This is a genomic window from Mycobacterium sp. IDUB_19 (assembly GCF_055419445.1).
In genome coordinates, this window is record NZ_JBVAXR010000028.1 from 61,942 (window position 1) to 71,068 (window position 9,127).

Sequence of the window (9,127 nt, forward strand, 5' to 3'; positions counted from 1 at the left end):
GGGACCTCACCTTTCTCGTCCCCCGTCTGCGCCCCCACGCGGTTGTATGGCTGTGAAGCCCGAGATGTACCGGACTGTTTCGGCATGCTTCGGCGACAAGAACAACTGCGCGGTGGGCGCCTCCTCGACGAGCCGGCCGTCGAAGAACAACGCGGTGCGATCACCTATCCGGGCTGCCTGGCCGAGATCGTGCGTCACCACGATCACGGTGAGCCGGTTGGTGAGCGATCGAATGAGGTCTTCGATCTTCTCGGTCGTGGTGGGGTCCAGCGAGGAGGTGGGCTCGTCGAGCAGCAGCACTTCTGGGTTCACCGCGAGCGCGCGGGCCAGACACAGCAACTGCTGCTGACCACCGGAGAGCCGGAACGGCGAATCGCGCAGCCGATCCTTGACCGCATCCCACAGGCCCACTTCGGCCAGCCGGGCCTCGGCAACGTTCTTGAAGTCCTTGCGCGGCACCATCTTATGAGCGCGCACGCCGGCGATCACGTTGTCGATAATCGACATCGGGAAAGGATTGGGACGCTGGAACAGCATCCCGACCCGGCGCCGAAAATCCATCAGGTCTTGGGTTTTGAAAATGCTGCGCCCGCCGAGCAATACATCGCCGCTGTGCCGGTAGCCAGCGACCCGGTCATTCATGCGATTCAGGGTGCGCAGGAAGGTCGTCTTGCCGGAGCCGGTCGGTCCGAGCAAGGACGTGACAGCATGTGCTGGAAAGTCCAGGCTCACCTCGTCGAGCACTACCATGGCGCCGAAGCTCAGCGTGAGGTTGACCGCCCGCATCGCGAAATTCGTTACCTGCAAACCGGTCTCGCCGCTGAGTCGTTCGGGACTTATCAACACCCCATCAAGCTACGTCGCTCGACGGCGCTGCTGACCATGCGCGGCCATCCTCTGCACATCTTCAAAGCCCTCGCTCATCCTGCGCCCAGCTTCGATGACGGTCGCAGGATTCTGGATTTCTTCAGAGGCACCGCTCAGGCTGCACCCAGCTTCCGAGGTTTCTATATGCACGGGGGCTCCGGTGGCGGAGTGAGTGTGTCCGCCACCCTGACATTTCAGAGGAGTTCCGGTGACTCACAACCGAGCCGGTGTCACGCTGAGTCTGCTGGGCGCCTGCGCGCTGGCCTTGTCGGGTTGCGGCAGCACCACTCACGCTTCGTCGTCGGGATCTGGCCCCACGCCCGCGACGGTGCAGTGCGGCGGCAAGAAACAACTCAAGGGCAGCGGCGCGGCGGCGCAGGAAAACGCGATGGAACAGTTCGTCTTCGCCTACGTTCACGCCTGCCCGGGATCGACACTGGACTACAACGCGAACGGATCCGGCGCCGGGGTGACGGATTTCCTGAACAACGTCTCCGATCTGGCGGGTTCGGGTGATCCGCTTGATCCATCGAAGGGTCAGGTCGATCGGGCCGTGCGACGGTGCGGCTCGCCGGCATGGGACCTGCCGACGGTGTTTGCGCCCATCGCGATCACCTACAACGTCAGCGGCGTGAATTCGCTGAAACTCGACGCTGCCACGCTGGCACGGATCTTCAACGGTGCCCTCACCCGGTGGGACGATCCGGCGATCAGGTCGCTCAATCCGGGTATCAACCTGCCGCCGGCCACCATTCGCGTGTTATTCCGCAGCGACCAGTCCGGCGACACATCCAACTTCCAGCAATACCTGGTTGCCGCGTCCAACGGCGCGTGGGGCAAAGAGGCCGGCCAGACGTTCCTGGGCGGTGTCGGTGAGGGCGCCGCCGGCGACGACGGTACGTCGGCGCAAGTGCAGAGCACCGACGGGTCGATCACCTACAACGAGTGGTCGTTCGCGGTGGGAAAGCAATTGAGCATGGCCCAGATCGTCACCTCGGCCGGTCCTGATGCGGTGTCGATCACCACCGACTCGGTCGGCAAGACACTCACCGGAGTCACGTTCAAGGGGCAGGGTAACGACCTGGTGGTGGACACGTCCTCGTTCTACAAGCCGACCCAGCCCGGTGCCTACCCGATCGTGGAGCCGACCTACGAGGTCGTCTGCTCGAAGTATCCGGATTCGGCGACCGGCGCGGCGGTAAAAGCGTTCATGCAGGCCGCAATTGGGCCCGGCCAGGTCGATTTGGACCAGTACGGAGCGATCCCGCTGCCGAATTCCTTGCAATCGAAAATAGCGACGGCCGTCAATGCGATTGCGTAATTCGCTGAATCTTCAAGAAGGAGCGTGGCCGGTGAACGGAACTGTTTCGCGAGCGGGGACTCGATTTGGGCATTATCAGCTGAAGCGGCTGCTGGGTCGCGGCGGCATGGGTGAGGTGTATCAGGCCGAGGACACCCGCAAGCACCGGGTCGTCGCGCTGAAGCTGATCTCGCGGGAATTCTCCACGGACGCAACGTTTCGCGCGCGGATGCAACGGGAGGCCGACACGGCGGGGCGGCTGACCGAACCGCACATCGTGCCGATCCACGACTACGGCGACATCGACGGTCAGTTCTACGTCGAGATGCGGATGATTGAAGGCACCTCATTGCGCAGCATGTTGATGAACTACGGCCCGCTGACGCCGGTCCGCACCGTTGCCATCGTGCACCAAATCGCGGCCGCCCTGGACGCCGCGCACGCCAGCGGCGTCACTCACCGCGACGTCAAACCGGAGAACATCCTCGTCACCAACGACGACTTCGCCTATTTGGTGGATTTCGGTATCGCCCGCGCCGCCACCGACCCCGGGTTGACCCAGGTCGGAATCGCCTTGGGCACCTACAACTACATGGCCCCGGAGCGATTCACCGGCGACGAAGTCACGTATCGCTCCGATATCTATGCGCTGGCTTGCGTATTGGGTGAATGTTTGACGGGGGCACCGCCATATCGGGCCGACAGCCTCGAACGGTTGATCGCCGCACATCTACTCGAGCCGGTTCCGCGGCCCAGCCAGCTGCGGCCGGGCCGGGTGCCGCCCGCTTTGGATCAAGTGATCGGTAGGGGCATGGCCAAAAACCCGGCGGACCGGTATTTCACCGCCGGGGATCTGGCCGCGGCCGCCCACGACGCGCTCACCGCACCCGAGCCGTACCAAGAAGCCACGATCCTGCGGCAAGGCCCGCAAGCGGGTGGTGAAACGATGGCCCGCCCCGTGTCCTGGGACGCCCGCGAGGGTGGGTGGCGGCAGCCCGGCCCGCCGGCGATCTCGATGCCGCAACCGGTTGGCCCGCAACGTGACTCGGTGAGCCGGCAGAAGCGCAGGAAGCGGCTACTCGTCGGTGCGGCGGTGGTCCTGGCCATCGCGGCGATCGGCACCACCGGGTACCTGGGAACGCGACCCTCGGCGGCGTCCAAACAACCGGAGTCGGGGCAAATCGTGCTGCCGTTCAACGGGATTGACTTCCGTCTGTCTCCCGGCGGGGTGGCGCTGGACAAGGCCGGCGACGTGTACGTCACAAGTGAAGGCATGTACGGACGTGTGGTGGAACTGGCGCCCGGGTCGAGCAATCCCGCCGTGCTGCCCTTCAGCGGGCTTTACCAGCCGCAGGGACTCGCGGTGGATGGCGCCGGCACCGTGTACGTCGCCGATTTCAACAACAGGGTGGTGAAGTTGGCGGCGGGGTCGAATACCCAGACGGTGCTGCCATTTTCCGGCCTCAACTATCCCGAAGGCGTTGCGGTGGACGGCCAGGGCAGTGTCTACGTCGCCGATCGGGGTAACAGCCGGGTGGTGAAGTTGGCGGCGGGATCGAATACCCAGACCGTGCTGGCGTTCACCGGCCTGAAGAATCCGGACGGTGTGGCCGTGGATCCCGCCGGCAATGTCTACGTCACCGACACCGACAACAACCGGGTGCTGACGTTGGCGTCGGGCTCATCGGCTCAGACCGTGCTCCCGTTCGGCAGTGTTCCCGTGCCCTGGGGCATCGCGGTGGACAACGCCGGCGACGTGTTGGTCACCCAACACGATGCCAACCAGGTGCTGAAACTGGCCGCCGGGTCGAACACCCCGACGGTGCTGCCGCTGACCGGCCTCAACACTCCGTTGGGGGTGACGGTGGATAACGCCGGGAGCGTCTACGTCGCCGACCGTGGCAATGACAGGACGGTCAAACTGGTGGCCTGACCGGCTCCTCGGGGCACACGATGCCGCGCTCGGTCACCTCGTACACCCGCGTGGTCGCGATGTCGAAGAAAATGCCGACCACCAGCAGATCGCCGGACGCGACCGCGCCGGCCAAGATCGGGTGGTGGGTCAGCCTTTCCAGCTGGATGGCGACGTTCACGATGCCCAGCTGGTCGATCGCCGAGTAGCCGTTGGATTCGGCGCTCGCGCGCGCCGGATGATGATTGCGGTACGCGTCCAGGCTTTCGCGCGCATATTCGAGCCACTGGCCCATCGGGGTCACGGGCTGGTCGGCGTTCTCCTCGATGAGCACCTTCATGGCGGCGCACGACGAGTGTCCGCAGATGACAACCGAACGCACGCCCAGTTGGTTGGCGGCGAATTCGATTGCGGCGTCGACAGATCGGTCGTGGGCACCGGTCGGCACCAAGTTGCCGAAATTGCGGACGGTGTAGAGGTCGCCGGGGCCGCTGGCGGTGATGACGTTGGGCAGGATGCGTGAGTCGGCACAGGTGAGGAACAGCGCATACGGGTCCTGCGCACCGCCGAGCCCGGCAATGTGCTGGTGCAATACCGCGGCTCCGTTGCGGTGGTACTCATCGACGCGATCGAGAATAGAGGCTTCGCCGTTGTTTTGGTGATTCCCGCGGGCCGACTTCCACGGCACCAGTCCAATCTGGCCCGAAGCGAAGTGACGCTTTGGCGGACTGGCATGCGCGTTGTCCAGCGTCGCGGCTGTTGTCTCGACGATTGCCACCACACCGCCGCGAGCCTCGTGGGCGCGTTGCCAATCGGAGATGGCCTCCGAGACGGAGTCGTCGATGTAGTCCGCGTTCATGTTCACCGTTACCGCCGACCCCTGTGGCACCGACGAGAGCGCTTTGGTCAGGCGCGGCAGCAGCAAGAAGCTCAGCGTGCCGTCGATGTCGACGCGCCACTGCTTGGAATCCTGGCCGCCAACCGGCTGCACCGAAACGGGCGCGCGTGTCACCCTGACCAGAAGGAAGCCGACCGCGACCGCGAGTCCAATAGCCACACCTTCCAGCAAGTTGAGGAAGACCACGGACAAGATGGTGACGGCATAGACCACGAAATTACCTGTGCGCCAAGCCAGTTTGATGTGAGCCAGCTTGATCAGCTGGGTACCGATCACGATCAGCAGCCCGGCCAGCGCTGCCTTGGGGATGAGTTCGACGAGGTCGGTGAACAGCGAGGCGAACAACAGAATCCACACGCCGTGCAGCACCGCCGATACCCGGGTGCGGGCACCGGCGGCCACATTGGCCGAACTGCGCACGATGACACCGGTGATGGGCAGCCCACCCAGCAATCCGGACACCACGTTCGCGGTGCCCTGGCCGATGATTTCTCGATCGAAGTTCGTCCGCGGGCCGCTGTGCAGCTTGTCGACACCGACTGCGCACAACAGTGATTCGACGCTGGCGATCAGGGCGATCGTCAGGACGCCGACGACTATGTCCTCGGTCTCGTCAATCCACGGCTTGCCCTTTGGGGTTGTTCCCAAGATGTTTGGCAAGTTGAGGGCATCGAAGAAGTTGCCCGAGAGGGAGATTCGGTCGGCATCCAGTCCCGCTGCGATCGCGAGTGCCGTGGCCGCGACGATGGCCACCAGCGGGGCCGGGATCATCCGCACCTTGGCGGGCAGCTTTGACCAGACCAACAAGATGACGATGACCGTCCCGCCGGTGATCACTTCATCGAGTTCGTGATGAAGGATGCCGCTCGGCAGCGCCACGAGGTTCTGCCATGCCGAGCTGTGTGACGATCCGCCCATCAGGACGTGAATTTGCTGCAACACGATGGTGATCCCGATGCCCGCCAGCATCGCGTGCACCACCACTGGCGCAATCGCCAACGCGGCGCGTGCCATCCGGCTCAGGCCGAATCCGATCTGCAGCGCGCCCGCGCCGATGGTCATCAGGCACAACATCGGGAAGCCGAGGTCATCGATCAACCCGGCGACTACGACCGTGAGGCCCGCGGCCGGGCCACTGACCTGAACCGACGACCCACCGAATGCCCCGGCGACGATGCCGCCCACCACCGCGGCGATCAAACCCGCGGCCAGTGGGGCGCCGGAGGCGATCGCGATGCCCAGCGAAAGTGGCAGGGCCACAAGGAATACGACAAGCGAGGCGGGAACGTCGTGGCGCAGATTCTGCAGAAACGACCCGGATTCGGCCGTTTCACCGATATTGCTGATAGGCGCGTTCATAAGTCGACTCCTCCGGCTGACGACTCTTTATGACCGGTAGAACGTCGTGTGTCAATTGCGAGCGTACGCGGTGCATACGCCAATACCGCTCAAATCGGCGGACGGCAAGACATCGCGCCGCCTGCGGCTAGTTCGTGTGAGGAAGCTTGCTCCGGTTGCCCGATTGCCTCGATGAACGGCTACGAACTCATCGACAACTCAAAGAAAGCCAGGTGTCAGTGCGTTGACAACGGTTCGTTTCATCGGCAATTCAAAGAAAGCCCAAGCGGGAAATCAGGACTCGGTCAGAAACGTGTCGTTATGCTGGCCGGCAGCCGGCGGAGGATCGGCGGCTGCCGCGGCGAAGCTGGAGTAACGCGCCGGGGTGCGGATCACCGTGATTTCATCGGCACCGCTGCCGACCGTGAGCGCGAGTTCGTTCTCGGCGAACAGCGGGGTGCCGACCACCTGCTTCCACGTGTAGGCCAGGCAGGCCATCAAGCCGCCTTCTTGCAGCAGCTCAACCCATTCGGCGGCGGTCTTGGCGGCCAGCGCCGACTCGAGTTCCTCGGTCAACTCGTGGTAATTCACGGCGCGGGAACGCTGGTCGATGAACCGTTCGTCTTCCAGCATGTCGGGCCTGCCGATGATCTCGCACAACTTCGCCCAGTGCTTGGGCACATACGCACTGATCACCAGGTACCCGTCGGCGGCCTTGAAGGCATCCGACGGTTGGGTGGCGAAGCCAACGCCCTTGCGCTTCTTGGTAGTTGGCGCCGCATCCGGCTTCGGCTTGGGCTGCTCGCTGGGCTTGTTCAGGTGAATCGTGAGTTGGCTGGCCTGCAGCCCCACCGCGACGTCGTACATCGCGACGCGGACCACGTCGGCCACGCCGTGGCGCTCGCGGTTGAGCAGCGCGGCCAGCACCGCCTGGGCCAGCACGTGGCCGCTGGCGGCGTCGACGAGCTGGAACGGAATGATCTGCGGCTTGCCGCTCGGTGTGGGCATCCCGGTGGTCATGCCCGACTCGGCGGCAACCATCAGGTCGACGCCCGGCCTGCTGCCTTCCGGGCCGTTGCCGCCGTAGGCGGACAGCCGCGCGTAGATCAGCTTCGCGTTGCGAGCCTGTAAATCGTTGGGGCCCAACCCCATACGCTCCATCACCCCGGGGCGAAAGCCCTCCAGCACGACGTCCGCGGTGTCGACCAGCCGCAGTATCTGCTGTTTGGCTTCATCGTTGGTCAGATCCACCGCCACCGATTTCTTACCCCGGTTGTGCGGCCAAAACAGGGTGGGCAGCGGTGGCCGGCCGGGCAGCACCGCGACGATCTGGCGTGCCGCCTCGCCGCCGGGTGCTTCGACCTTGATGACTTCGGCGCCGAGGTCGGCCATGATTTGTCCAGCCAGCGGCCCGGCGATGTTCTGCGTGAAATCGAGTACCCGGTATCCGTCAAGTGGCTTGGCCGGCTGGCTGTTTGGCATCGTGGAGCCTTCCTCTTACCCTGCCTTGTGCAAAACTGCGGTGCAGTAATAGTTCTTGGCGAACGGTGCATCGTCGCCGTCGGGCTGCTGCGGTAATCCGTTGTCGGCCAACAACTGATTCAGCGGAGTGCTCACCGGCTGCCAGCCATGGTTGCGCAGATAGGTGGCCGCATCATTGCGCTCCCCGGGAAAGCCCAGATCGACGAGTTCGACATCGAGGCCGTTCTCCTGCCACCGCTGGCTGGCGCCGTCCAACGCGTTTTGGTTGGAGCCGGTATTGATGAAGATTTCGGCCACCAGCTGGCTGCCATCGGCGGACAGCTCGGTGATGTTGTCCAGCAGGCGGTCCTGGGCCTCCGGCGGCAGGAAGCCCAGCAGGCCCTCGGCGGCCCACGCGGCGGGTTGTGCGGTGTCGAACCCGGCCTGCTTCAGCGCCGACGGCCAATCGTGGCGCAGGTCGACCGGGACGGCCCGGATCTCGGCGGTGGGCTTGGCGCCGAGCGCCTCGATCGTGGTGGTCTTGAACTCGATGACCTCCGGCTGGTCGATCTCGAACACCGTCGTGCCCGGTGCCCACGGAAGTCGATAGCCGCGTGCGTCCAGGCCGGCGGCCAGGATCACAACCTGGCGGATGGCCGCGGTCGCGGCGTCGGCGAAGAATGCATCGATATAGCGGGTGCGCGCCGCCAGCAGGTCGGTCATGCGCTGCATGCCCCACGGCGCACCGGGCTCGTCGACGTCGGCGGCGCTGATTTCGCCGTTGGCCCAGCGGGTGAAGAAGTCGACGCCCACGGCGCGTACCAGCGGCTCGGCAAACCGGTCGTCGATCAACTTGTCCTTGGTGGCCCGGGCCCGTCCGGCGGCCACCATGGTGGCGGTGGCTCCCACGCTGGTGGCCAGGTCCCAGGTGTCGTTGTCGCTGCGTGCCACGGATGCGTCCCTTCCGCCGTTTTACTGGTTAGACAGATTAACGATACGGACTCCGGTGGTGACCAAAGACCTCGGGCGACGGTGGCGTTGCGCCCTTATCGATGGCCGACCGCGGCGAGCAGCATCGACGTGTGCAGACATTGGCGGGATGGGCCAGGCGCCTAGGCCTGGAAGGTCGGTCACTATTTCTTTTTGCGAAGTCAGGGGGATTGCACCCGATCCCGGCCCGTCGGATCTTCGGCGTGCTGGCCGCGCTGGACCGCTATGGGCTGTTGGGCGCGGCCACGGTGATCGCTGCGGCTCGAGACCACGACGGCGTGGCGCTGATCGATGAGCGTGGTGCGCTGAGCTTCGGTGACCTGGACCAGCGGACGAATGCGTTGGCTAACGAGTGGCGCCG

The 9,127-nt window shown here is 64.7% G+C and carries 6 protein-coding genes and 1 pseudogene; 3 read left to right on the top strand and 4 right to left on the bottom strand.

The features are described 5' to 3' along the window. Window positions 1–6 precede the first annotated feature (6 nt). Window positions 7–840, bottom strand: coding sequence for an ATP-binding cassette domain-containing protein (locus ACZY0B_RS20110; protein WP_463765976.1), 834 nt, complete (start codon window positions 838–840; stop codon window positions 7–9). A gap of 235 nt (window positions 841–1,075) precedes the next feature. Here ACZY0B_RS20110 and pstS point away from each other — a divergent pair, with 235 nt between their 5' ends. After that, entirely contained in the window at window positions 1,076–2,188 is a 1,113-nt protein-coding gene (gene pstS, locus ACZY0B_RS20115) for a phosphate ABC transporter substrate-binding protein PstS (protein WP_463765968.1), read from the top strand. Further along, window positions 2,175–4,100: a serine/threonine-protein kinase PknD gene (locus ACZY0B_RS20120; RefSeq protein WP_463765969.1), complete on the top strand. Its 1,926-nt coding sequence runs from the start codon at window positions 2,175–2,177 to the stop codon at window positions 4,098–4,100. The genes pstS and ACZY0B_RS20120 overlap by 14 nt, the downstream gene beginning before the upstream one ends. Here the strand turns inward: ACZY0B_RS20120 and ACZY0B_RS20125 are convergent. The 3 genes from ACZY0B_RS20125 to ACZY0B_RS20135 all read right to left on the bottom strand — a co-directional run bounded on the left by ACZY0B_RS20125 (window position 4,084) and on the right by ACZY0B_RS20135 (window position 8,727). Next, on the bottom strand, window positions 4,084–6,336 hold the full coding sequence (locus ACZY0B_RS20125; RefSeq protein ID WP_463765970.1) for a SulP family inorganic anion transporter: 2,253 nt from the start codon (window positions 6,334–6,336) through the stop codon (window positions 4,084–4,086). The two genes, ACZY0B_RS20120 and ACZY0B_RS20125, sit on opposite strands and share 17 nt — an antisense overlap. Window positions 6,337–6,609: 273 nt before the next feature. Continuing rightward, on the bottom strand, window positions 6,610–7,797 hold the full coding sequence (locus ACZY0B_RS20130; protein WP_463765971.1) for a CoA transferase: 1,188 nt from the start codon (window positions 7,795–7,797) through the stop codon (window positions 6,610–6,612). A gap of 15 nt (window positions 7,798–7,812) precedes the next feature. Further along, the gene (locus ACZY0B_RS20135; RefSeq protein ID WP_463765972.1) at window positions 7,813–8,727 is read right to left on the bottom strand and encodes a class I SAM-dependent methyltransferase; all 915 of its coding nucleotides are present in this window, start codon (window positions 8,725–8,727) and stop codon (window positions 7,813–7,815) included. Window positions 8,728–8,858: 131 nt separating this feature from the next. On the opposite strand from ACZY0B_RS20135, the pseudogene ACZY0B_RS20140 reads away from it, so the two are divergent. Beyond that, window positions 8,859–9,127 (top strand): annotated as a pseudogene (locus tag ACZY0B_RS20140) (acyl-CoA synthetase); the annotation flags it as partial.